20 protein-coding genes and 1 pseudogene are annotated in these 23203 nt (G+C 70.2%); 6 read left to right on the forward strand and 15 right to left on the reverse strand.

The window, feature by feature from the left end:
• Positions 1-86: 86 nt before the first annotated feature.
• Positions 87-569 carry a DUF6328 family protein gene (locus tag ACWV17_RS12705; RefSeq protein ID WP_455354755.1) on the reverse strand — a complete coding sequence of 161 codons (483 nt, stop codon included), beginning with the start codon at positions 567-569 and terminating at the stop codon, positions 87-89.
• A 127-nt stretch (positions 570-696) separates the two neighbouring features.
• Complete coding sequence (locus ACWV17_RS12710; RefSeq protein WP_455359758.1) at positions 697-1368, reverse strand: molybdopterin-dependent oxidoreductase; 672 nt, start codon at positions 1366-1368, stop codon at positions 697-699.
• Positions 1369-1470: 102 nt separating this feature from the next.
• Between ACWV17_RS12710 and ACWV17_RS12715 the strand changes: the two genes are divergently transcribed.
• Together ACWV17_RS12715 and ACWV17_RS12720 are read left to right on the forward strand one after the other, a co-directional pair.
• Positions 1471-2043, forward strand: a complete 573-nt coding sequence (locus ACWV17_RS12715; RefSeq protein ID WP_455359759.1) for a TetR/AcrR family transcriptional regulator — start codon at positions 1471-1473, stop codon at positions 2041-2043.
• Positions 2044-2253: 210 nt separating this feature from the next.
• Positions 2254-2532: a GlsB/YeaQ/YmgE family stress response membrane protein gene (locus tag ACWV17_RS12720; protein ID WP_455354758.1), complete on the forward strand. Its 279-nt coding sequence runs from the start codon at positions 2254-2256 to the stop codon at positions 2530-2532.
• Between the two features lie 105 nt (positions 2533-2637).
• Here the strand turns inward: ACWV17_RS12720 and ACWV17_RS12725 are convergent, their stop codons facing one another.
• The gene (locus ACWV17_RS12725) at positions 2638-6012 is read right to left on the reverse strand and encodes a hypothetical protein (protein ID WP_455359760.1); all 3375 of its coding nucleotides are present in this window, start codon (positions 6010-6012) and stop codon (positions 2638-2640) included.
• Positions 6013-6071: 59 nt separating this feature from the next.
• Between ACWV17_RS12725 and ACWV17_RS12730 the strand changes: the two genes are divergently transcribed.
• The 3 genes from ACWV17_RS12730 (at position 6072) to ACWV17_RS12740 (ending at position 7905) form a co-directional block, all read left to right on the forward strand.
• Complete coding sequence (locus ACWV17_RS12730; protein ID WP_455359883.1) at positions 6072-6575, forward strand: metallophosphoesterase family protein; 504 nt, start codon at positions 6072-6074, stop codon at positions 6573-6575.
• Positions 6576-6686: 111 nt separating this feature from the next.
• Complete coding sequence (locus ACWV17_RS12735) at positions 6687-7454, forward strand: FkbM family methyltransferase (RefSeq protein WP_455359761.1); 768 nt, start codon at positions 6687-6689, stop codon at positions 7452-7454.
• A gap of 178 nt (positions 7455-7632) precedes the next feature.
• Positions 7633-7905: a transglycosylase family protein gene (locus ACWV17_RS12740; protein ID WP_455359884.1), complete on the forward strand. Its 273-nt coding sequence runs from the start codon at positions 7633-7635 to the stop codon at positions 7903-7905.
• 61 nt (positions 7906-7966) lie between these two features.
• On the opposite strand, the gene ACWV17_RS12745 is transcribed toward ACWV17_RS12740, so the two are convergent.
• From ACWV17_RS12745 to ACWV17_RS12770, 6 genes are all read right to left on the reverse strand, one after another.
• Positions 7967-8491, reverse strand: a complete 525-nt coding sequence (locus tag ACWV17_RS12745; protein ID WP_455354762.1) for a hypothetical protein — start codon at positions 8489-8491, stop codon at positions 7967-7969.
• 127 nt (positions 8492-8618) lie between these two features.
• Positions 8619-9182, reverse strand: a complete 564-nt coding sequence (locus tag ACWV17_RS12750) for a hemerythrin domain-containing protein (RefSeq protein ID WP_455354763.1) — start codon at positions 9180-9182, stop codon at positions 8619-8621.
• Between the two features lie 117 nt (positions 9183-9299).
• A complete protein-coding gene (locus ACWV17_RS12755; protein WP_455354764.1) occupies positions 9300-10502 on the reverse strand; it encodes a glycosyltransferase family 4 protein in 1203 nt (400 codons plus the stop codon).
• Between the two features lie 47 nt (positions 10503-10549).
• Positions 10550-11530 (reverse strand): NAD-dependent epimerase/dehydratase family protein, encoded by a 981-nt coding sequence (locus ACWV17_RS12760; RefSeq protein ID WP_455359762.1) that lies wholly within the window; start codon positions 11528-11530, stop codon positions 10550-10552.
• 157 nt (positions 11531-11687) lie between these two features.
• A complete protein-coding gene (locus ACWV17_RS12765; RefSeq protein WP_455359763.1) occupies positions 11688-12734 on the reverse strand; it encodes a PQQ-dependent sugar dehydrogenase in 1047 nt (348 codons plus the stop codon).
• Positions 12735-13030: 296 nt separating this feature from the next.
• The gene (locus ACWV17_RS12770; protein ID WP_455359764.1) at positions 13031-14503 is read right to left on the reverse strand and encodes a glycosyl hydrolase family 28-related protein; all 1473 of its coding nucleotides are present in this window, start codon (positions 14501-14503) and stop codon (positions 13031-13033) included.
• Positions 14504-14544: 41 nt separating this feature from the next.
• Between ACWV17_RS12770 and ACWV17_RS12775 the strand changes: the two genes are divergently transcribed.
• A complete protein-coding gene (locus ACWV17_RS12775) occupies positions 14545-15249 on the forward strand; it encodes a CDP-alcohol phosphatidyltransferase family protein (protein WP_455359765.1) in 705 nt (234 codons plus the stop codon).
• A 3-nt stretch (positions 15250-15252) separates the two neighbouring features.
• On the opposite strand, the pseudogene ACWV17_RS12780 reads toward ACWV17_RS12775, so the two are convergent.
• The 6 genes and pseudogenes from ACWV17_RS12780 to ACWV17_RS12805 form a co-directional block, all read right to left on the reverse strand.
• A pseudogene (locus ACWV17_RS12780) lies at positions 15253-15693 on the reverse strand (adenylyltransferase/cytidyltransferase family protein); the annotation flags it as partial.
• On the reverse strand, positions 15690-17237 hold the full coding sequence (locus ACWV17_RS12785; RefSeq protein WP_455359766.1) for a fibronectin type III domain-containing protein: 1548 nt from the start codon (positions 17235-17237) through the stop codon (positions 15690-15692). The pseudogene ACWV17_RS12780 and the gene ACWV17_RS12785, both read right to left, overlap by 4 nt.
• Before the next feature lie 57 nt (positions 17238-17294).
• Entirely contained in the window at positions 17295-18872 is a 1578-nt protein-coding gene (locus ACWV17_RS12790; RefSeq protein ID WP_455359767.1) for an oligosaccharide flippase family protein, read from the reverse strand.
• A complete protein-coding gene (locus ACWV17_RS12795; RefSeq protein WP_455359768.1) occupies positions 18869-20458 on the reverse strand; it encodes a hypothetical protein in 1590 nt (529 codons plus the stop codon). The genes ACWV17_RS12790 and ACWV17_RS12795 overlap by 4 nt, the downstream gene beginning before the upstream one ends.
• Positions 20455-21888 (reverse strand): hypothetical protein, encoded by a 1434-nt coding sequence (locus ACWV17_RS12800; protein ID WP_455359769.1) that lies wholly within the window; start codon positions 21886-21888, stop codon positions 20455-20457. The genes ACWV17_RS12795 and ACWV17_RS12800 overlap by 4 nt, the downstream gene beginning before the upstream one ends.
• Before the next feature lie 137 nt (positions 21889-22025).
• Positions 22026-23147, reverse strand: a complete 1122-nt coding sequence (locus ACWV17_RS12805) for a glycosyltransferase (RefSeq protein ID WP_455359770.1) — start codon at positions 23145-23147, stop codon at positions 22026-22028.
• Positions 23148-23203: the final 56 nt, after the last annotated feature.

Below are 23203 nucleotides of genomic sequence, written 5' to 3' on the forward strand. Positions count from 1 at the left end.
CCCCCCCCCCCCCCCCCCCCCCCCCCCCCCCCCCCCCCCCCCCCCCCCCCCCCCCCCCCCCCCCCCCCCCCCCCCACTGCCGTTTCCTACTCCACGCTGTAGCGTCGCCGCGCCCAGAAGGGCAGCGCGAACCAGCACACGAGGTACCAGGCGACGACCGCCGAGACCAGCCAGGGCACCCACCCGTCGTCGACCGCCACGCGCAGCACGAGCAGCAGCGCCGAAGTCAGTGTCGCCAGAAGCAGCAGCAGTCCGGTGAACGTGAGCCGCGCCGCCCACACCACCGCCTTCGGCTTGATGCGGCGGCCGGAGACGATCCGGTGGAACGAGACGGGGCCGATCAGCGCCCCGGTGGCGGCGGATCCCAGCACGACGGTGGTGACGTACACGGCCTTGTCGAAGCTCGCCAGTTCCTGGAAGTGCGGGGTGAACGCAACCGTCAGAAGGAAGCCGAGCAGGATCTGCACACCGGTCTGGGCTATTCGGACCTCTTGCACCAACTCGCCCCACTGGCGGTCCGCCCGCTCGTCCTCGGTCTCGTTTCTCGCCGCGTCCGGGCCGTTGCTCATCGGTGCGCCTCCTGGTCGTTGCCGTGAATTCGCTCAACCAGTTACCCCGGGTTCCGCGGTCCATGGCAGCGGTGAGCCTAAGCACGGCAGTTGCCTGCTCGACCCAGTCGGAGCGGAGTGAGCGGCATCACCGCGGCCATGTGCGACTGCCTCGGGCGCTCAGTGCTCGGATCGGCCCGATCAGCGCCCGGTAGACCGGCCGCACCACACGGCCGGGTAGATAGCGGTGACGTTCCTCCTGCCAGACCCTCGCCCTGCGGTGCGCCGCGAGGGGCGACCACCGGTCGGGATCGGGGGGTTCGGATGTGTGGAAGTTGATGCGGCAGAGGTGCTTTGTACTGACGAAGCCGTACTGGCCGGGGCTGACCAGCCGCACCGGAGCGCCGTGGTCGCTGTCGAGCGGTCGCCCGCCGAGACGGTCGGCGATGAGCACGTCGTCGGCCAAGCCATCCTCAAGCAACACGACCGACCGGTAGCCGTCGAGACCTTCGAAGACGATATGGCTGATCGACGCGTCCGACTCGAGCAGCGGTTCGACCTGCATGCGGTAGAGGGTCTCGAACGCGACTCCTTCCCACAGCAGGTCGGTTGCCGACCATCCGGCGACACAATGAAAGTCGGCTCGGAGCTTTTGTCGTGGCAGCTTTGCGAGGTCGGTCACGGACAGGGTGATGGCCTCGGTGAGAGCCCCGCCGATCTCGATCACCGGGTCGGCGGAGACAGGCGGAGGTGGGTGATGGAGATGCGTGCCGAAGCGTGGGAAACCGTCGACGGCACGTTGGCCGGGGGGAAGCGTCATGTCGATGCTCCATGCAGCGTGTTATACGGTGGCGTATACGTCGAGGCTAGGTCGGTTATACGGCCCCGCACAACGGGTTGAGAGAGTGAGGTAGGGCACACGATGGGTGCGTTGCGCACACCGCGCGAGAGGTGGGTCGAAGAGGGACTGCGGGCGCTGGCCACGGGCGGTGTGGATGCCGTGCGCGTCGAGGCCCTGGCGAAGGCCCTCGGGGTGACCAAGGGCGGGTTCTACGGCTACTTCGCCGACCGTGGCGCACTGCTGACGGAGATGCTGGACGCCTGGGAGCGAGAGTGCGTCGACGACGTCTTCGACCGGATCGAGCACGAGAGTGGCGACGTGCTGGACAAGGTCCGGCTGGCCGGGCAGCTCACCTTCTCCAGCGACCGCCTGTTCCCCATCGACCTGGCCATCCGCGACTGGGCCCGCCGCGACCAGGCGGTCGCCGACCGCCTGCGTCGCGTGGACAACCGACGCATGCAGCTGCTCCGTGACGCGATCAGCACTTTCTGCCCTGACCCGGACGAGGTCGAGGCCCGCAGCCTGCTCGCCTTCTGCATGGCCATCGGCAGCCACTTCCTCGCCGCCGACCACCCGGGCCGCACCCGCGCCCAGGTCAACGCGCGCGCCGGCGATTTCCTCCTCAACCGCTCGCCTGACAACCCCGCCCAGTGACACCCTCCCGCTTGGCCCACCGTGATCTCGACCCGGACGCTTCGCGCAGCGGCCTGCGCTCGGTCGGCTCGGGCAGCGCACACATTCCGGGCCCGGAATCAGCGGGGCACGGAGAAAGCAGCTACGCCCCCACGAGGTTTAAAAGCCCCGCTACGGCGCACGTGATGCATGACGCTGCAGCCATGCAGACAGCAGAGGCAGGAGACTCCCATGAGCATCATCGCTTGGATACTCATCGGTCTACTGGCGGGCATGATCGCCAAGGCCATCATGCCGGGCAGGGACCCCGGCGGCATCATCATCACGATGCTCATCGGCATCGCGGGCGGGCTCCTCGGAGGCTTCCTCGGCAAGGTCATCTTCGGCGTCGACTCGATCGACGGCTTCTTCGACCTCTCCACCTGGATCGCCGCCATCATCGGCTCGCTCATCCTGCTGGCCCTCTACCGGCTCATCGCGGGCAACCGGTCCTCCCACCGACACGCCTGATCGCCCGGCACAGCAGGGCAGCAGCACCGAATCAGGCCCGGAACGGCTCCCGACCTCCTGGTCGGGAGCCGTTCCCGTGTCAGCGCCCGCCCTCGTCCGTTCCCGTCATTCGTTGTGAACCGTCACCGCCAGTGCTGCGTCCCGTACGTCCGCCACCGGGTGCCGCCGCAGCGCGCCGAGGGCGGTCCGCCACTGGCCGGGCCAGTCCAGCCCGCCGCCCAGGGCCGCGACCAGGCCTACGGCGAGCAGCCCGTCGGCGGACTCGCCCGTGGCCGCGAGGTGTTCGGCGGCCTTGAGCACGGTCGCCGGAGACCGCAGGGGACGCCCACCGCTGTGGTGCCACCGCAGGCGTTCCGCCGTCCTGGCGGCCAGCGCGGGCCGTTCGCGCCCGGTCTCCGCCAGGGCCCGCAGCCGCTCGGTGAGGGCGGGCAGGTCCTCGTCCAGGTCGACGAGGCTGCGGAGCAGGTCGGCCCGGGCGCCGGTGAGAGACGGCTCGTCCGCCAGTTGCGCGGCGACGTCCGCCAGGACCGGCCGGGCCTGGCGTCCGGGCCGGTCCGGCAGCGCGGCCACCAGCTGCAGCACGCGCTGCCGGGCCGGCAGATCCCGGTCGGCCGGCGCCTCGTCCTCCCCCGCCCGGGCGGTCGCGAGCAGTGCCGCCAGCGTGCGGTGGAACAGGCTTCCCGGGGCCGCGCCGCCCAGCGGGTGGGGCAGTCCGGAGACGGCCAGCGTGGCGATCCCCTGTCCGGCGGTGCGCCAGGTGGCCCGCTCGTCGAGATCGGTCACCGCCCGGGACAGCGCGTCCGCCGCCTCGGGTGCGTACCCCGCCCAGCGGGGGAAGACCCGGAGTCCGGCCTGCGCCACGTCGCAGTCGGCCGCTCGGCAGACCTCGCCCACCAGGCGCGCGTACCTGGTCCGGTGGGTCGTCGGGAGCTCCCAGGGCTCGGTCCGTACCAGTGCCCGGACCACCTGCGGATTCCCCTGCGCGGCCAGGGTGAGTACCTCCCGCATCCGCTCGTCGGCGAGCAAGCCGGCCGAGGAGGCGACCACGGCCACCTGTACGTCCGGGTGCTGACCCGGCGTTCGGTAGGTGGCCGCCAGCAGGGCCGCGGCCCGGCGCGGCGGCAGGTACCGCGCCGCCAGCCGGACCGCCTCCTTGCGGCTGGTCACCTTCACGCCCTCTGTCGCGGTCAGCAACCGCCCCAGCCGGTCCTCCAGTTCGGACGGCGCGGCGAAGCGCGCGGCGCGGGCCGCGGCGTACACCGCGACCCGTGCGCGGTCGCCCCCGGCGTGGGCAAGCAGCGTCGTGAGTGCATCCGCCGGGTGGTCCGTCCACACCAGCGCACCCAGCGCGGCCTCCGCCAGCACCACCTGTGGCGAGTCGGCGTAGCGCAGGGCGAGCGCACGCCCGTGCGCCGGGACCGGAGCGGCCGCCCGGACGGCGGCGGCACGCTCGTCGACCGGCAGGGACTCGTCGGCGGCTGCGGAGGCCGCCAGCCGGCCGGCCGCGTCCTGCTGCCGGGGCAGCCACCGGTCGGCGTACCAGAACGCGGGCAGGGGTCGGCGGGTGCCGGGTTTCAGGAAGCGCCCGTACGGCGGAGTCTCGCCGATCAGGGTGTCCAGCAGATCGGTCCGGCCAGAAGTCAGGGCGTGCTGGACCGGTGTCAGGACGGCCGCCGACGGTTCGAGGGCGAGGATGCCAGCCACCCGCTCGCCCCGGGTCGCGGGGTCGTCGAGCCAGAGCCGGGCCGCCGTGGCGAACGCGTCGTCGCCGCCGCGCTTCAGGGCGTCTTCCAGCATCCGCTGGAGTACGGGCATCCGGCGCGCCCGCTCCCCGAGCGAGCCGGCGAGTCCGAGGAGCAGGCGGTGGTCGGCCTTCTCCGCTGCCGCCTCCAGCCGGGGCCGCAGGGTTTCGAAGACCTGGTGCTCCTGGCCGCGCCGCAGGGTGCGGTGCAGCGGGCCGAGGTCGGCGGCTGACGTATGCGCAGCGATGCGCTCCAGGGCGCGCAGGGCCCAGTCCCGCAGCGCGGGCTCACCGCACGCGACGTTCTCGCGCAGCAGCGCGACGGCGAGGCGGCGCACCGCGGCCCGGGTACGGGGGGAGCTGTCCCGGGCCTCCAGGGCGTCGAGCAGGACCCGGTCGAGCGGCCCGGCGTCCTCGGCGGTGAACAGATCCGGGTGCAGGCAGGCGAGCGCGTCGAGGGCCGCGGCACGGACCGGGTCCTGCTCGTTGTGCAGCCGCTGCATCAGGACGAGCACGTCGTGTACGGCGGTCCGCTCGCCGGAGCCGGCGGCGTTGGCGATCAGGAGCGGCCAGGCCAGCGCCCGGTCGCCGGCATCGGGCCGCCGGGTCGCGGCGAGCAGCTCGGGCCGGGCCTGCGGGACCGGCCCGTGCGCGAGCAGCTCCAGTACGTCACCCCAGAACCAGGCCTCCGCGCGGGCTCGAGGAAGCCACCGGTGGACCTCCGCCCAGCGGCGCTCGCGCGGCAGCAGAGCCAGTACCGGATGCACCTGTTCGCCCCGGGCCTCGGTGCCGGCTGTCGCCGCGTCGAGGAAGTCGCTCCGGCGGCTCGGCGGCAGCGCCTTGAGCAGGGCGGCGAAGTGCTGCGGGCGGTTCAGCCAGTACCGGCCGAGAGCGGGCAGGGACGGCGGGTCGGCCCGGACCAGCCGGCGCAGAACGGTGGATGCGGGCAGCGGCTCGTGGCGTGGCTGCTTCCGGTCCGGGGAGATCAGCAGCCGGACGGTGCGCTCGGCGTCCGCGCCGGCCAGGGCGCCCAGCCGGTCCCACAGCGGCGGCGGCAGCGCACCGGGGCTGTAACGTTCCAGCAGCGACAGGACACGCTCCGGACGGGCGGAAACGGCTGCCGCGACGCCGTGCGCGTGCTGCTGCCACCACCCCGCGCGCAGGTGCCGTGGCTGGTCGGCCACGTCCCGTGCGGCGTGGTCGAGCACGGGGTCGGGGTGACGGCGGGCGAGCCCGGTCCAGGATTCGACGGCGTGCGCGAGTTCGGGCAGCAGCCGCGTCACGCATTCCGCCGAGCACACCGGCAGCAACTTGGCCGCTTCGACGTCGCCCCACTGTTCGCGCAGGCGTATCACCAGCCGCTCGGCCAGGGCGGTGCGCCCGCCGGCCAGCACCACCTGGGCGAGCCGGCGCCGGGTGACGGCGGAGGCGTCCTCGTACGCCTTCTCGATCGCCGCGTCCGGGAGCGGAATCGTGCGGGCGCCCCGCAGTGCGTATCCGCTGACCACCGGGTCGGGGTCGGCCAGCCGGTCGCTGAGGAAGTCCGTCTGCCGCCCGACGAGGGCGGCCAGCGCCGCCAGCCGGCGCTCGTACGGTCCGCGGGCGTCCAGTTCCGCCAGCACGGCGGACAACTGACCGCCCTGAGCGAGCGATTGGGCGGTACGGGCCATGTGCCGCAGGCGCGCCGCGTGAGGGAGCGGGTCGAGCGTGGCCAGCAGATGATCTACGGTGCGGGGCATGGCGGCGATTCTGCCGGGCGCCGCTCCATCGGCCCACCGATATAAGGAGCATGCGTGTGGTGCGACTGCTGCTGATCTCCGACACGCACGTGCCCAGACGCGCCCGGCAGCTGCCCGAGGAAGTGCTGCGGGAGGCCGGGCAGGCCGACGTGGTGGTGCATGCCGGTGACTGGGTGGACTCCGCCACGCTCGACCTGCTCCAGGCCCGTGCGCGAGTCCTGATCGCGGTCCACGGAAACAACGACGGACCCGAACTGCGGGCCCGGCTGCCGGAGGTGGCCCGGGCGCGGCTTGGAGGTCTGCGATTCGGTGTGGTCCACGAGACCGGCCCGGCCGACGGGCGCGAACGCCGCTGCGCAGACCGGTTTCCCGATCTCGACGTGCTGGTGTTCGGTCACAGCCACATCCCGTGGGACAGCACCGCCCCGGGCGGACTGCGGCTGCTCAACCCCGGCTCGCCCACGGACCGGCGGCGCCATCCGTACTGCACGTACATGACCGCCGTGGCGGAAGGCGGCCGGCTCACCGACGTCCGCCTGCACCGGCTCCCGCCACGCCGCTGACCACGCCCCGCAGACGACGGACCGTCAGAGGCGGCTAACTTATTGGCGACCCGAGTCCGGAATGCCCGCTTCATTCCGGGAAGTCACTCACCAACCCAGTAAGGGACCCATATGAGAACCCTCCTCCACCGGGCCCGCGGCGCCGTACAACGCCTCGGCTTCGACGTCTGCCGCTATCCGGCGTCCTGGTCGGGCCCCCAGCTCGTGCAACTCCTGGACAGATTCGGGATCGACACCGTCCTCGACGTGGGCGCGCACGCAGGCGGCTACGGCACCATGCTGCGCCGCAGCGGATTCAGCGGCCGCATCGTCTCCTTCGAGCCGCTCACCGGCCCGCGCGCCGAACTCAACCGTGCCGCGGCCAACGACGGCCGCTGGACGATCCTGCCGTACGCGCTCGGCGACACCTCGGGCACCACCGAGATGAACGTCGCGGGCAACGCGGGCGCCAGCAGTTCTGTGCTGCCCATGCTGCCCCGCCACTCCCAGGCGGCGCCGCACGCCTCGTACACCGGGATGCAGAGCACCGAGGTGCGCCGTCTCGACGAGCTGTGGGACCAGATCGTCACCCCCCGCGAGAACGTCTTCCTCAAACTGGACGTGCAGGGTTACGAAGGCCACGTACTGCGCGGGGCCGGCGAATACGCCGCGAAGATCTCGGGGCTGCAGATGGAGACTTCGTTCGTGCCGCTGTACGAGGGCGGACTGCTGTTCGACGAGGCGCTGAGCATCGCCCAACGGCAGCTCGGGCTCACCCTGATGTCGATCGTGCCCGGCTTCATCGACCCGAAAGCCGGTCAGATGCTCCAGTGCGACCTGGTGTTGTTCAAGGAGTCGGCCAATCCCCGGACACGGGAAGCGGCGGCAACACTCGCGTGAGTCCCGCACCCTGGGGCGCTCCTTCCGGCACCCGATGGGTGCAACAGAACATGCCGCCCCCGAGACGTGGTCTTAGTTTCGACGCATGATGCCACGTCAGAAAGCTGCCGCCGGGGGACTTGTCTCCCGTATTGGTACGGTCATCGGCGCCCTCGTCCTCGCCGCAGCTGTCCCGCTGATGGCCCCCGCGTCCGGAGCCGTCGCCGCGGTTCCCCGTACGGATCCGCGCGTCGACTGGGACGCCATCGCCAAGTGCGAGTCCAGTGGCAATTGGCGCGCCAACACCGGCAACGGGCACTACGGAGGTCTGCAGTTCTCGCAGTCGAGCTGGCGGGCCGCCGGTGGCCGGAAGTACGCGGCGCGCGCGGACCTGGCCACGCGGGCCGAGCAGATCAGGGTGGCCAAGAAGCTCGCCCGCCTGCAGGGCATGAACGCGTGGACGTGCGCCTGAGCTTGAGCAGTGGCGCTTGAGCAGTGGTGCTTGAGCGGTCGCGCTTGAGCAGTAGCGCTCGTCAGCGGGCCGGCGCGGGCCCCGGGAGGCGGCCGAGGAGCTGGGCGTGATGCAGCTCCGCTATCGGTGCGAGCAGGTCCGGGTGGCGCAGCAGGGCCGCGGCCCGCCGGTCACGCTCGTCAGGCGCGGTCAGGCGCCGGAAGTCGGCCGGTGCCCCGTCCGGGTGCCCGCAGGCGGCGACGGCGGCGACCGCGGCCGCGGCCAGCTGCGGGGTGCTGAGCAGGCAGGCGGCCCAGCTCGCGACCACCTCGTCCACCCACGTACGCCACGCGTACTCCCCCGTGTCGTCGAGCCCCGCACCGTCCGCACCGATGATCCAGTCGAGCCGCGCGGAGCCGCCCGGCCCGGTCACCTGGACCAGCGCGGCGTCCATCGGGGTCGGATAGCGCAGCCGTGCGGCGACCGTCACGGCCTGCCGCGCCTGCACCTGCGAGAGAGCGCTGTCCATCGCGCCGCCGCCCGCCGGATACGCGCGCGTCAGCCACTGAGCGGTCGCCGCGATGAGCGAGGAGAGTGTTTCGGGCACTGCCGGGCCGTCCCGAGTCGATGGAGTGAGTTCGCCGGAACGCTACCTTCCACCGGGTCACGGGAGCGTGACGGAGGCCACAGAGCGGTAAGTGGCCTCCGCCACATTTCGTCCCTGAATCAGCCCGTCAGTGCTGTTTGCCGCGTCCGGTCAGCATGTCGCGGGCCCGGTCCACCATCCCGAGGCCGGGGGCGAGCAGCTTGTTGGCGGGAGGGGTGTGCGGGGCCGAGGGGTGCGGACGGGTGGGGGCGGATTCCTTGGCCGCGCGCACCTTCTCACCGAGCTGCCGAAGCGCGTCGGCCGAGCATGCCTCGGCCAGCAGGACGAACAGCCGGTCCTCCTCGTCCGCCACATGCGCGGTGACCGCCGACTTCAGCCGGCCAACGAGCGCGTCGAACCTCGCGTCGTCCGGCCGGCAGTCCTCGAGCTCCTTGAGCATGCGCTCCACCTCGCCGTGATCGGCGAGCTCCTTGTCGGCCATGTCGTCGCCGTCGTCCACGAACCGGCGCACCGCCGGGTAGAGATGTTCCTCCTCGGCGACCGCATGCCGCACCAACTCCATCGTGAGCTCGTCCGCGAGCTGCCGACGCTTTGGATCACCCATGGGCAGGCTCTCGATCTGCGAGAACAGCGCCTCCACCTCGCGGTGATCCGTCGTCAGCTCTTCGATCACGTTTCCGCCGTGTGCCATGTCCGAGTGATCCTCTCTGTCGTTCTGCTGGTCCTGACCGTCTCAAAGCCTTGCCTCGCGCCCCTCGCGACACGCGCGGCCCCCGTCGCGGCTCGCCCGCACGCCCCAGGGGCGCGCTCAATCCGCACGGGCGCGGCTGACGCCCCGCAAGATCTCCTCGAACCGCGAAGCACAGCCCTCGAGTGCGAACTCCCGCTCGGCCAGCGCCCTGCTCTCCTTGCCGAGCGACTCGGCACGCGCCGGGTCGCCCAGGACCTCGCGGACCCATCCGGCCGCGCTGCCCAGCGAGGCCTCCTCCGGGGGGAACACCGCCGAGCCGGCCTGGCGGAGCAGCTTGGAGGCGAGGTTCTGCGCCGGCATCAGCCCGAGCACCGGACGCCCGGCACACAGATAGGACAGCGTCTTGGACGGGACCGAGAACTCCCCGGCGTCCGGCTCCAGGAGCACGACGAGTACATCGCCCGTGCCCAGCACCTCGGGCAGCCGTTCGTAGGGCTGGAACGGCAGCAGGGTCAGCTCGACGCCGTGGGCGGCGGCGGCCCGCTCGAGGACCGGCACGGCCGGCCCTTCGTTCACGACGACGAGCCGGACCGTTTCGCCCTGCTCACGCAGCCGCTCGACCAGCTGCACCAGCAGGACGGGGTTGTGCTTCAGGCCCAGGGTGCCGGAGTACAGCACGGTTCTGCGGCCGGTGAGGCCATGGGTGGCCGACCAGGCGTTGTCCCGGGCCACGGGGACGATCTCGTCCAGCGGCGCCCAGTTGGGGATAACCGTGACCTTGCCGGCCGTGCCCCACTCCTCGTGGACCCGCATGAAGGAGTCGGCGATGACCACTACCGCCGACGCGCGTCGTGCCGACCACTTCTCGCCCTGTTCGAAGACCTTGGCGGCGATGCCCATACCGGTCGAGACGCCGCCGGCGGCGAAGCTCTTGAGGGCGACGGCGGTCACGTCCTGGTGCCACAGCACCCACGGGATGCGCAGCCGCTTCAGTGCGGACGCGACCACCACCAGGACGGGAATGGGCAGGTTGGCGAACATCGCCACGTCGGGCTTCTCGCGCCGTACCTGACGGGCCAGCTCGAACCCGAGCCGGGTCTCCTGGACGAGCCGGGCGAAGTAGGCCTCCTTCTTCACCACGGCGGTGTCGCCGATGGTGACGAAACGAAGGCCCGCGTCAGCGTCCGCGGCCAGGTTGCCCTTGCCGGAGATGTAGGCCGCGCAGGTGGAGTGCACCACGTCGTGACCCCGGCGGGCCAGCTCGCGGCTCAGCTGAGCCTGGAACGGGTGACCGCTGTAGTCGTGGAGCAGAATCCTCATCACGTTGTCTCTACTGTCCTCGGGGCTTTCCTTGAGCCGGGGAGGCATCAGCGGCGGGCCAGCTTCACCTGGTCGTAGATCCAGGGGTAGGTCTTCTCCAGCCCGTCGGCCAGCGCGATCGAGGGCTCCCACCCGTGGATCTCCTGGATCAGGGTGTTGTCGGAATTGCGGCCACGCACGCCCTGGGGGGCGTCGAGCCGGTAGGTGCGCTCGCAGCGGATGCCCGCGATCTCCTCGACGATGTCGACCAGTTGGTTGATGGTGACCAGCTCGGAGGAACCGAGGTTGACCGGAACGCCGCTGTCACCCTTCATGATCACCTGGGTGCCGCGGAGGCAGTCGTCGATGTACATGAAGGAACGGGTCTGGCGGCCGTCACCCCAGATCTCGATCTGATTCTCGCCGGAGATGACCGCCTCGGCGATCTTGCGGCACACGGCGGCCGGCGCCTTCTCGCGACCACCGGTCCAGGTGCCCTCTGGACCGTAGACGTTGTGGAAGCGGGCGACGCGGGAGGTGAACCCGTAGTCCTCCTCGAAGTGGCGGCACATGCGCTCGGAGAAGAGCTTCTCCCAGCCGTAGCCGTCCTCGGGCTGAGCCGGGTAGGCGTCCGCCTCCTTCAGGGCGGTGACGTCCGCATCGGTCTGCTTGTCGGCGGTGTACACGCAGGCGGAGGAGGAGTAGAAGTAGCGGTTCACGCCGGCCTCGTGCGAGGCCTGGAGCATGTGCGTACTGGTCAGTACGGACATCATGCAGGCGGCCTTGTTGTTCTCGATGAAGCCCATGCCACCCATGTCGGCGGCCAGCATGTACACCTGGCCCGCGTTCCGGACGCCGGCGCGGGCGTTCTCGAGCAGCGACAGGTCGGCGACGACGTTCTCCGCGGCGCGGTTGACCTGGTACCACTCCTCCTGCGGCTTGATGTCGATGGAACGGACGGTCAGGCCCTGGGACAGGAGGTCGGCCACGAGGTGGCCACCGATGAAGCCCCCGCCTCCGGCAACAACGACATCGACCTGCTTGGGCATGGCAGCTCCTCCGAAACCTGGGGTGTCAACAAGACCGATCCTGTCGATCAGGTGCACTTTGTCCTGAATTGACACGGTCTACGGCATGCCCGAATGCCCGAAGTTGTTACAAACTGCCCGGTCCCCGTCGACCTGATCGGCCCGTGCGCCGCGGGGCCTACGTGATGGTCACCTTGAGGATGCGGTCCTTGCCGGCCCCGCGATCGCTGGTCCCCAGCCACAGCTGGTCCTTGCCCGGGACCTTGGCGGTGGCCCGGAGGCGGCCGTACGTGCCGCTGTAGAACTCCCGCTTCGGACCGACGCGTTCACTGTCCCCGGCGATGGGGACGCTCCAAAGCCGCTGCCCGCGCAGAGCCGACAGGTAGATGACGTTGCGCACGATGGCGAGCTGGCTCGGCGATCCCTCGGCCGGCGTCCAGGTCTTCTTGGGGTTGCTCATGCCCGCGGCGCTGCAGTAACCCTCGCAGGTGGGCCAGCCGTAGTTGGCGCCGGGCTTGATCAGGTTGAGTTCGTCGGCCGTGCGATGCCCGATCTCAGCCGACCACAGGCGCCCGTTACGGTCCCAGGCCAGGCCCTGGGGGTTGCGGTGGCCATAGCTGTAGACGCGCGTGCCGAACGGGTTGCCCGGGGCCGCGGCCCCACTCTTGGTCACCCGCAGAATCTTGCCGTTGAGCGATTTCTTGTCCTGCGCAAGCCTCGGCTGGAAGGCATCCCCCGTCGCGATGTAGAGGTACCCGTCGGGGCCGAAGGCGATCTTGCCGCCATTGTGCTGGCCGTCCCTCCGGATTCCGGTGAGTACGGGGGTGTAACCGCTCAGGGACGTGCCGTCGAAGTTCATCCTCACGACGCGGTTGTCCTTGGCAGTGGTCTGCATGAAGAACACGCGCTTGTCCGTCGTGCCGTTCCACGTCGGTGAGACGGCGGCGCCGAGCAGTCCGCCCTTCTCCTGCTTCTCGGCATTCCACACCGAATGGGGGACCGTACCGATCTGCTTCTTGGATCCGTCGAGTGCGATCCGCCAGACCTTGGAGGTGTTGCGCTCCGTCACCACTGCCGATTTTCCGTTCGGGAGGAAGGCAATCCCCCAGGGAACGGTCAGGTTCGTGGAGAGCGTGGAGACACCTGAAGGAACGCCCCCGTCGCCGGCCATCCCGATTCCCGCGTCCGGCTTCTGGACAGGAGTGACCGGTGTCGCGGCTGCCATGGGCGCTTGGAATATGGGGGCACCCAGCAGAGCGACGACGGCTGTGAGCGCGGCCCAACCTGATCGGGGAGAAATCGGCGCCCTACGCGCTGAGCATGCCATGTTGCCACCTCTCGTGAAGTTTGCGTCGAAGGGGACGCGTGTGAGGGAACGCCGAAGGTCGTGCGCGACGAGAACCGCCGCGCCTCGCGACCGCTCCTGCGAGGAGTCTTGACCGTGCGTGAGAGGCGTGCCACTCGGGTTGACCCGTCCTGCTGTACGGGCGCCGGTGAAGCTTCGCCCGACGCTGTGCGCGGCTATCCGGCGGGGGCCGCAGGGCCTGGCGTCGCCCCCGGAGTCGGTGTGACCGGCACAGCCGCCATGGCGGTGGGGGTAGGTGCGGGGGCCGGGGCCGCGGTGGGCGGCGTTGGTGCGGGCGTCTGCGCGGCCGCGCCGTTCAGCTCGTCGATGCAGTCGACGAACGTGACCACGCGCTGGGGGTCCCCGCCTGCGAGGACGATGAAATCGCTCGCCGCGTGGCTCCTCAGCAGACACATGTCGTACCGCGCGACCTTCGGGATCTTCTCGACCGGTACGGAAGGGCGGTACTCGTGGCGTCCGGTCAGCTGACAGGAGTCGTATCGGATCAGCGGACCGCGCGCACCGATCGCGTAGCGGTGTGGGCTGACCTCCGCGGAGAAGTCCTTGAACGACATCGCGGTGTCGTCGCAGTCGCTGAAGCTGACGGTTCCGCGGGTCCACGAGCAGTCGATGACCCGCACGTCCGGATCGCGTACTTCGAAGCGGATGTCCGCCGCGTGGAAGCGCTGGACGGAGTCGTGGTGCTGGCCCTGAGGGAACCGGAAGAAGGTACTGCTACTGCCGTATTCCGGACTGACCTCGGGGCGTCGGCCCACGATGATGTACGAGCCGCCCCTGCAGGTGATCGAGCCTCCGTAAGGGAACTCCAGGAAGTTGCCCCACTCGTACTCGACCTTCATGTCGTTGAACCAGTAGTTGAGGAACTGGTCCTGCCGTTGGGGGTCGGGCGCTCGCTTCGACAGTCCGGAGTACAGGAACGCCTTGCGGTAGGCACCGCCGACCCGGCACGCTTCCCAGCGCATCTCGGAGTTGGTGTCGGTGCCGTCCAGAGCGAGCCCGTACTCCCACTCACCCATCCACTCGCATTCCGAGAAGCGGTAGTCCTGCGCCTGCCCGGTCGAGTACGAGTAGAAGAACGACGCTCCCGGGGTGGCCGAGCGGAACTGGATCTGTTCAAACATCAGGTTGGCCCAGACGTCCTCGTTGCGGCACAGGTACGAGCCCGGCCCCGTTTCCGGCTGGAAGACGATCTGGGTCATGCGTTTCCCGGCGCCACGGAAGCGCAGCCCGTTGGCGGGTCGCGGCGGAGCTGTGCCGTTGAGCAGCGCGTGCGCGCGTGTGACCAGGAACGTGCCGGCGGGGATGTCGATGACCGTGCGGCCGATCCCCTCGGTCACGCGTGAAGCCGCGTACCGGTAGGCCAGTTCGAATGCCCGGGTGTCATCGGTCTCCCCGTCACCCGTGGCCCCGAAGTCCGTGACGATGTTCACCACGGACGGCGACCAGAAGGGCAGGCGGCGCCCCGCACCGATGTCGTGCCGGTTCTGCCATCCCTCCAAGTCCGGCCCGGGGCCCGCGGCGAACGCCGGAATTCCGTTCGCCAGAACCGTCGCGCCGGCCAGGACCGCACCACCGCGCAGGAGGTTTCTACGGCTGACTCCGGGCGCCTCACCCTCCACATCTGTCATAATCCGGTCCTTTCCTGTATTTCGCTAAGAACAGGGGCAAAGTGAGCGACTTCTCGGCAGTGGTCAGGCTGCTCTCGACGGCACAGAAGTCCGCGAAGGGTGTGTCGGTCTACACACTGTTCGTCAACCGCCCGGCTGGTCGTCTGCTCGCGGCCCTGGCGTACCGGATCGGGGCGACTCCCAATCAGGTCACCGTGGCCGGGGCCCTGTTCACCTTCCCGGCACTGCTCGCCGTCGCGCTGGTGCGGCCCGGCCCCGCCCTGGCGTTCTGCGTGTTCCTCGCCTTGGCGGTGGGGTTCGCACTTGATTCGGCGGATGGACAGCTGGCGCGGTACCGGCGGTCCGGAAGCAATTCGGGAGAGTGGCTGGACCACGTTCTCGACTGTGCGAAGATCGTGAGCCTCCACCTGGTGGTGCTGATCTCGTTCTACCGTTTCTTCGACCTGCCCGACCCGCTCTTCCTGCTCGCACCGATGGCTTTCCAGCTGGCGGCCGTAGTCATCTTCTTCGCCGGAATCCTGGTCGAACAGCTGAAGCGGAAGCAGGAGCAGGAAGTGGTGCTTGCGAAGCCGCCCTCGGCGCTGCGCTCCCTGCTGCTCCTTCCCGTCGATCACGGGATGCTCTGCGTACTGTTCCTATTCCTGGGAAGCCAGCATCTCTTTCTCGGGCTGTACTGCGCTCTGCTCGTGGCTCATGCCCTCTTCCTGGCCGCCTTTCTCGTGAAGTGGTACCGGGAACTGTCCTGAGCCGGAGGCCGCGGGTACCTGGGAGTTGAGGTGGGTGAGCACGCTGCGCAGCAATGTGCTCGACGTGTACAGGGTGTAGGGAAAGTACACGACGTCCACACCCAGCTTCCCGAATTTCTCTTCGAGTGCGTTCCACGTTTCCGTGCCCCGCCAGTCATCTCCCTTGAAGACGACATCGAACCCGAGGCTCTTCCATACCTTGATCTTGTCCGGTTCCGACACGGGGACGGCCTCGTCCACGAAACGAACACTCTTGACGATCTCCAGCCGCTCGGAGAGCGGGACCACGGGCGCCCGCCCTTTCATCTGGAGCACCGTGTCATCGGCGTGGACACCGGCGATGAGGTAGTCGCAGTGCGCGCGTGCCTGCCGGAGGATGTTGAGGTGCCCCACGTGGAACAGGTCGAATACGCCGGGTGCGAATCCGACGCGCTTTCTCCTCATGCCTCTCCTGCCGTTCCTGTCGCGGCGGACACACCGGGCACGGTGACCGCGGCCGAATGGGGTGAGGTGTTGTCCCCGTCGGTCACCCGGATCGAGTACCGGTGACCGGAGTTCCGCGCCACGGAGTCCGTGAAGCTCATCTGCGGTCGGTCCCAGTGGGCGGAACGCTCGGTGAGCGAGGTCAGCAGGGCGCCGTCGCGGTAGATCCGGTACGTGAGCTCGGCATCGTCCCGGTCCCACGTGGCACGCCAGCGGAGCGTGATCTTGGTGGCTCCGGTCCGGGAGGCAGCGATCGCCGGGACCGCCGGCGCTCCGGTGTCCGGGCCGGCGCCGAAGCGGGTCAGTCCTTGCTGGGGTTGCCCGTTGACGGCGGTGAAGTCACCGCCCGCCCAGATGACGTTCCTGGCCCTGGCCATCGCCCGAGGTCCCACGGAGGCACCGCCCAGTACCGGGTCCTCATTGGTGTCGGGGAACCAGTGAAGGATGGTCTTGTCCTCGATCGAGTTCGCGAGGAAGTGCTGGCGGTTGTGGTGCTCGGGAAAGCCACCGGGGGTCTGGTCACAGTTGTGGGCGTGCGATCCGCTGTAGAGGACACCCCGATAGGGCACGACAGCCTGGGTGGCGCCGAGACAGGTGTCCTTCCACCGCATCCTGCCCGAATCGAGGTATCCGGCGATGCGTCCGTCGAAGGACCCGCGACCCGAGCCTTCGCCTCCCAGGTAGAAGTGCGTGCCGTCGTGCGCGAGGGCTTTGACGGTCGACCTGTCCGGGATCCAGCCTCGGTACGTCTGGACGGTCGCTCCGGTCGTGGGGTCGAGGGAGACGAGGGCTTGCGACCGCCGGCCGTTGGCCGCGGTGAAGTCGCCGCCGACGATGATCTTTCCGTGCTTCTCGGCGGCCGCGATGGCCCGGACCGGCCGGTCGAGGACCGCCTTGAACGGCAGCAGCGCTCCGCTGGGACTGAGTGCGGCGACACGGTTCCTGGTCTGCCCGCCGACGACGTTGAAGTCGCCGCCGATGTACACGGCGGTGTTCGTCACGTCGATGGCCCGCACGGTCGCCGACACCGCGGGTCTGAAGTCCTGGCGCAGTGAGCAGTCGGCCGTGTTCAGTGCGGCAGCGCGGCTCACCCGGGTGGAGCCGACCCGGTCGAACGAACCGCCCACGTACAGCACCGAACCGTCGCGCGAGGCTTTCAGCGCGCGCACGGTGCCGGCCGCACCGGTGAAGGTGGGAGCGCAGGGCAGGAGGTCACCCGTGGCGGCGTCGAATGCGGCGAAGTTGGTCCGGGGTTTCTCCTTCTCACCCGCCGGCGCACCCGGCGGACGGACCGCGGTGAAAGTGCCCCCGACGAAGACGACGCCGCGCGCGTACGCGAGCGACCAGACGATTCCGTTCGTCTGCCACGTGGCCAGTGCGTCCGCCGTCAGTACGGTCTCCTCCGCCGCCGCGGAGCCGGGCGCTCCGGCGAGGGCGGCGGCGGCGAGGCAGGCCGTGGCACAGACCGTACCGGCGATCCTCTTGGTGGCTGTTCTCAAGTGCATGGAAACCCCGGGCATGGCAGCGATATGGGCGAGGATCGGGCGGAGGAACGACTGCGGTCAGGGTGGTACCGGGAGCCTGCGGTGCCGCGGCTGAGAAGATCGTCTGCGGAGTGCATCGATGAGATCGTTCAGACCCAGCGTCGTACGATATCGCCACAAACTTATACTAAGTACGCATAGTTCCAGGGTGATTCCCGCGGCGAGTCCTCCCACCGTGTCGCCGGCCACCATCCGGGCGGGAAGCGCCACAGCCGTGGTGGCGAGGAGCCCGACTCCGGCCGCGGCGAGGTACCCCCGGTCGACGGTCGTGAAGCCGAGACGGTGCCGGACGAGCGTGGCGGACGCGAGGTTCTCCACGGCGATCGCCACGCCCCACGACACCGCGGCGCCCAGAACGCCCCAACGGGGCACCGTGACCAGGGCGGTGAGCACCTGCACCGCGAAAGCGGCGCCCGTGACGGCCAGATGCCAGGAACTCCTGCCCGCCATGAGCAGCACGGTCTGGGCGTTGCCCACCGAGATGTTGACCGCCGAGGCCGCGCACAGTACGAGCAGAGCGATCGCGCCCTGGTCGAACCCCGGCCCGAAGACGGACAGTACGGTGCCCGGGAAGCAGGCGAGGAGCACGAACACCGGCCAGGAGAACAGCACGATCCAGCGGGTGGAGATCCGGTGCAGGGCGCGCGCCCGGCCGGTCTCACCGATGGCGAACAGGCGGCTGATCTCCGGAGCGACGGCGAGCCTGATGGCGAGCTGGAGCAGCGTGGCCGCGGTGACGACCCGGCCGACGGCCGTATAGAGGCCCGCCTCCTCGGTCGTCGCCAGTGCCGACAGCATGATGACGCCGACCCATACCGCGCCGATGTCGAAGACGGAGGAGATGGCGCGGGGGGCGGCGAACGCCCAGAACTCCCGGCGGGGGAACGTCTTTCCGGGCCGGCCCGGAGTACCCGGGTGGACGGAGCGGCACCGGCGCAGGGCGAGCCAGGCCACCACGGCGCCGGCCAGCGAGGGGAGGAGCCATGCGGCGGCGAGTGTCAGCACGCCCGGTGCGAGCAGTGCGACCGGGACGGCGATCAGTACGCGCAGGACCGGTTTCCCGATCTGCTCGACACCCACGAAAGGCAGCACCGTGCCGTAGCCGCGTGTCGCACCGAGCAGCAGCAGGGACAGCGTGGCCACGGGCAGGAACAGCGCGAAGAGCCGGATGAGCGTCTGCGCGTCCGCCGGGTCCATCGCCGGAAGCAGCCAGGTGGCCGGCGAGGAGGAGCAGAAGAGAAGCGCGGCGGCCGCGGTGCTCGCCACGGCTCCCGGCACGACGGCGGTACGTACCAGCGCCGCCACCCGGCGGCCCCCGTCCGTCGCGAGGTCGCGGGAGACAAAGCGCACCAGCCCCGTATCGGCGCCGAGTTTGCAGGCGTTGCTGAGGATGGTGAAGACAGCCACGCCGGTGAAAACCGCACCCGCCCCGGAGGGCCCTGTCACCCGGGTGGTCAGAGCGACCAGGACGAAGCCGAAGACGGCGTTCGCGCCCGATCCCAGGAAGCCCCACCAGCCGCCTCGCGCGGTGGCGGCCACCCCGTTCGGGGTGGCCGTCTCGTCCGAGGCGGGTACGGCGGTACCCGATGCGGTCATCCCTTGGCGGCCGTCAGCGGTTCGTCCTGCATTTCGTCCTGCGTGTCCTGCGCGGCCGCGCTCGCCTGCGGCCGGGCTTCGGGGAGGACCGGGATGACCTCTGCGCCCTTCTTCCGGCGACGGCGGGCGATGCCCAGAACGGCACCGAGCCCGCGCGGCCGGGCGCCGGTGTCGAGCACCGCGCCCACGATTCGGCCACCGGCGCAGGAGATCAGTTCGCGTACCTGCTTGAGGTCGTCGTGCCGGGTGAGGTTCAGGCCGCCCACGACGAGTACGCCGTCGACGCGCTGCGCCGGCGCCAGGCCGTCGGCGTGGTCGAGCAGCGCCCCCGTGTGGACCACCACCGAGGTCGCGGGGTCGGTGGCGGGCAGGAGGTGGGTCGCCCTCGGTGCGACGGGCGAACCGTCGGTTTCGGTCCCCGGCTTGGCGGAGTGGAGGGCGAAGCGGCCTGCCGTGCCCGCGTCGACGACCAGGTCGTCGGAGCCGTCCGGCAGGAGCGGCAGCCGGGTCGCGAGTGCGGGCGCGGTGCGGGTGGCGTCCACCAGCACCACGTCGTGACCGGTCTCCGCGATGGCGGCGCAGAGGTTCACGGCGACGGCGGCGGCGTTCCGGTGCTCTCTCGGTGCCAGCACCAGCAGACTGTTGCGGCCGGCGGACCGTTCGTCGTGGGTGAGCCGGAAGGCGAGCGTACGGTAGGCCTCGGTCAGCCGGCCGTGGGAGCGGCCGACCACCAGCAGTTCGTCGTCCTCCGGCGCACCGGGCAGGATGCCCAGCACCGGAGCACCGAGGCTGCTCTGCACATCGGAGACGGAGCGCACCCGCGGTTCGAGGACGGAACGCAGCCAGGCGAGCATGACGCCGAGGGTGAGTCCGCCGAGCAGGGCGAGCCCGACGAGAACCGCGGGACCGGGTCCGGTGGGCCGGGTGGGCGGTTCGCCTTTGCGGACGATGTCCCCGCCCGTCGTGTCGCGGATCCTGAGATCCGAGAGGCGCTTCTGCAGCGTGGTGATCTGGCTCTGCACGGCCGCCTTCGCAGCGCCGCTCGAGTCCGCGCGCTGCTTGCCCAGGGCGGCGAGCCGCTCCTCCAGAGCGGTCGCCATCCGCTGCACCATGGCGTCCGTCCTGTCCTTGCGGTCGGCCAGGTAGGCCTCGACAAAGGCGTTGACCGCGCGGGCGGCCCGGCCGGGGGTGGCAGCGGTGTACTCGAAGCGCAGCACCTGGGTGTCCGGCGGGTTGCTCACCCTCAGGTCCCGTTGAAGGAGGCCATAGGGGGCCGGTTTTCCGCCCAGCTCCTTCGCCGCGCGTCCGGCGACCGTCGCACTGAGCGCGACCTGCCGCTCGGTGGCCATGCTCAGCTGGCGGTCGATGGACACGCTGGAGCTGAACGGGTCGGCCGTCGAACGGACGACCACCTCGCCGGTGGAGGTGTAGTGGTCGGCACGGAAGAGCACCAGGACCACTCCGCCGAGCAGCCCGAGTGCGATCCCCAGTGCGAGGACCGCGCGGTACCTCAGCAGTCGGCGTAGCTGGTCGCGCAGTTGGTCCGGCTCGTTGTACCGGTCGTCAAAGCTGGTGGGGCCGATCACGGATGCCCTCCTGTTCCGGAGACTGTTGCGTGGCCGGCGGTGCCGGCCGGCACCGCCGCTGACGTGAGCCGGGGTGTCCGCGCGCCGCGGGTGGTGATGAGGAACGGAATGGTCACGAGCAGGAACAGCGGCCCGACGATGCCCATGAGACTGCCGCGCAGGAGGATCAGCTGATACATGGCGAAGGCCGGTACCAGCAGGGCGGCCAGAGTGGCGTGGCCGTCGCGGATCCGGTGACGGATGTCGTCCGTCCGGCGCCCGACCGCACCGAGCAGGCAGAAGACCACGATCACGGACGGAAAGCCGGCCCAGAGGTAACTCTCGATCCACAGGGGCGCGGAGAGGTTGTGGAAGTCGTAACCCGCGAACTGGGCGATCTGGATGCCGCCGGCCTGGGGTTTGTCCGGCCAGGCCGAGCGCGGCACCATGAAGAGGACGGGCCCCAGGGCGGATGACGGCGAAAACCCGGTGTCTTGCGCATAGTCGACACCGGTCTGCATCTGCTGGTAGGCGTCGTAGTCCATGTTCGTGGTGAACTGCTCGGCGAGAGAGACCACGGTGACCGCTTCGCGTTCGTCGTAGCGGAAGTAGTCGCTGTACGGGAAGACGAGCAGCACCGTGGCCATGAGCGTTGCCGCCGCGATGCGGAACGCGCGCGGACGGCACATGCGGCTCGATGCGAACAGCAGCGTCAGCAGAACGGTCCCGGCCCAGAAGCGCGGCCTGCTGATCGGATTGTTGACGACGACGTTGAGGGCGAGCAGGAGCGGCAGCAGCATCCAGCGAAGGCCGCGCAGCAGCCGGTCTCCGTTCTTCAGCCGCGGCACGTGCACCAGGGCCACCAGCGCCCAGAACGCCGGCACGGCGATCGACCAGGCCACCAGGACGCGGGTCGCGCTGTGGGCCGGGTCCGCGACGACGCCCGCCTCCCGGACCGCCTGCCGGCTGGTGAAGAAGGCTTCGAGCCCGCCCTGCTGGGGGATCAGCGCGACGGCGAGTACGCATGCCAGAGCGCACAGCAGGAGCACGGGCAGCGGCGACACCCTGCGGGACAGCACCGCCTCGAGAACGACGGACCGGTCCGTGGCGTGCCTGGCCGCGAGGGCGGCTCCCGCGCTGTAGGCCAGGAGTCCGACTTCGATCAGAACGGTGGCGGTGAAGGCGGTGCTCTCCCCCGACCGGTAGTCGAGGGGGTACTCGTCGGTGGCGAGCATGGCGAGCGGGGCCAGCCCGAGCCATACGTAGGTGAAGAGCCAGAAACCGAAGGCGACCAGCCGGACCGTCGTCGACGTGAGCACCCGGACGAGGGCGCCGCCGGTGTGCGCCACCACGACGCACTGCACGGCGAGGGCCGCACCGAAGCGCACGTCGAGTTCCTGGAGGAGCAATCCCGGCAGCAGCACGATCAGTACGACCGCCCAGCCGCTCACCGCAGCCACGTTACGGACCTGACCACTCTGCACCCGCGCTGCCCCCACTTATCCGTATGTGACAGGATTTAACGACATCAAGGGCATGTGTATCTCAACCGGCGCCATCGAGCGGGCTGACATACCGGACGCGGGGCTTACGAGATCCCTTCCCGGTGATAGATCTCTTCGAGCCGGTCTCCCACCGCACGGATGGAGAAGACCTCCTCGACGGCACGGCGTCCCGCTTCGGCGAGTGAACGCCGCAGCTCCTCGTCACCGAGCAGATCGCACACCGCGCCGGCCATCGCCTGCGGGCTGCCGTCGGTGACGATCGCCGCGCCGCGGCGGGCCAGCTCGTCCGCGATGGCGCACGTGTCGGTGCAGACCACGGGCGTACCCGCGGCGAGAGATTCGAGAATGGTCATGCCGAACGGCTCGTTGACGCTGGGCAGTACGTACACGGACGCCTTCGCGAAGGCGCGCACGGCGTCGGCGGGTTCGAGTGCGCCGCGGTAGGCGACGACCGTCTCCAGGCCCCGGGATGCGATCAGTTCGCGGACCAGCGGCAACGATCCGCCGTCCGCCCCGTGAAGGGTGAAGCGTGCGTCCGCCACCTCCTTGTGGACCAGCGCGGCCATCTCGACGAACGCCTCGGGGCGCTTGCGGGGGTGCAGGCGGGCGAGGAAGAGCACCTCACGGCTTCGGGGCTCCCGCTCCTCGCGTTCGGTCTGGGGGCGTACGCCGTTCGGCAGCGTCCGCAGCGGCGGACCGTCCGGCCCGATGACCTCGGCCAGCACCCGCCCCTCCCTCTCGGTGAGGACCAGGCAGCAACGGGCCCTGCGCAGCAGAGGAATGTACGCCCGGTCGAAGAGCCGGGCGGCGATGCCGTGCCGGGGCTCCACCATCCCGTGCGTCTGCACGAAGACCTTCTTGCGCCGCAGTACGGCGAGCGTGAGCGCGCTGAGCGAGACCAGATCGCGGCCGGCGTGGACGTGCACCACGTCGGCATCCTTCATGGTCCGCCACATGTCGCGGACCAGCAGGGGATGCATGAGCCCCAGAAAGCCCTGGCCGGGGACCACCGAGCGGGCCGGTCTCGACCGCAGCGGCACGGAGCCGATCCGCTCCGGGGCCCGGGACCTGCCACGCCACAGGGACAGCAGCGTGACTTCGTGGCCGCGTGCGGCGAACTCCTCGAGCTGGCCGACGGCCACGCTCGTCGGTCCGCCGAAGGCCCCGTCGTCGCAGACGACCGTCACGACGTGCACGATCCTCATGGCGCGGCTCCTGCGCTCCACGTCGATCACCCCTTTCCGAGGACGGAAGAGTAACC

Source organism: Streptomyces mabaensis, assembly GCF_053763515.1.